This is a genomic window from Kitasatospora sp. NPDC001539 (assembly GCF_040298565.1).
GTDB lineage: Bacteria > Actinomycetota > Actinomycetes > Streptomycetales > Streptomycetaceae > Kitasatospora.
In genome coordinates this window covers 1-1,097 of sequence record NZ_JBEPAK010000499.1, presented here as the reverse complement: position 1 = coordinate 1,097, position 1,097 = coordinate 1, and the positions used below count along the sequence as shown (strand labels likewise).

1 protein-coding gene is annotated in these 1,097 nt (G+C 39.7%); it reads left to right on the top strand.

Features of this window, described 5'->3' with window-relative positions:
* Positions 1-336 precede the first annotated feature (336 nt).
* The gene (locus tag ABT247_RS33560) at positions 337-1,017 is read left to right on the top strand and encodes an IS6 family transposase (protein WP_350750405.1); all 681 of its coding nucleotides are present in this window, start codon (positions 337-339) and stop codon (positions 1,015-1,017) included.
* Positions 1,018-1,097: the final 80 nt, after the last annotated feature.

Genomic DNA, 1,097 nt, shown 5'->3' with positions numbered 1-1,097 from the left:
GTGAAGCCATGACCTTAACGTATCTTGGATTAGATCAAGCTAGTCGAGAAACGATGTTAGACCAAATTGATTTTGGGTAATGAATGTTTAGAACTTAGTAGTCGTCCAAAAACAACTACTTTTTTTGTTGAATCGTCCAAGGACGATTCGATGCTTTTGACTTGTAAGAACAGGATTGAATGAAGCCATACTGTTCGCATATTTTTAGTGGATGAACAAACAAAATACGAGAGATTTTTTGTTCGTTCATCCATGGTTTTAGGGGTTCTGTTGCAAAGTTTTCCAAAAAATCTATTTTAGTGTAAAATTGAGAAAAAAGACAGAGAGGACAGAGTAATGAATCATTTTAAAGGCAAACAATTCAAAAAAGACGTCATTATTGTCGCTGTTGGTTACTACCTGCGTTACAATCTAAGCTATCGTGAAGTTCAGGAATTGTTATATGATCGTGGAATAAATGTTTGTCATACTACGATTTATCGTTGGGTGCAAGAGTACAGCAAAGTCCTCTATTATCTTTGGAAGAAGAAAAATAGACAATCCTTCTATTCATGGAAAATGGACGAAACCTATATCAAAATCAAAGGCAAATGGCATTATCTGTACAGTGCAATTGATGCGGATGGATTGACTTTAGACATCTGGTTACGAAAGAAACGGGATACGCAAGCAGCCTATGCTTTCTTAAAACGACTCCATAAACAGTTTGGTGAGCCGAAAGCAATTGTGACCGATAAAGCACCTTCTCTTGGCTCCGCCTTTAGAAAGTTACAGAGTGTGGGTTTATATCCTAAGACAGAGCACCGAACTGTGAAGTATCTTAACAATTTAATAGAACAAGACCATCGACCTATTAAACGACGGAATAAATTTTATCAAAGTCTCCGTACAGCCTCTTCCACGATTAAGGGCATGGAGATCATTCGAGGAATATATAAAAAGAACCGAAGAAATGGAACGCTCTTCGGCTTTTCGGTGTCTACTGAAATCAAGGTATTAATGGGAATACCAGCCTAAGATATTTGGAGTTCAGAGCGGGCGCGTTTGCGCCGGCGGCGCGCTCCTCCTCGGTCAGGAGGCTGTCGCGGTGCTCCACC

What these genes read in the sequence shown, in the direction of transcription:
- ABT247_RS33560 (WP_350750405.1), top strand. Translation starts at nt 337, where the DNA reads ATGAATCATTTTAAAGGCAAACAATTCAAAAAAGACGTCATTATTGTC.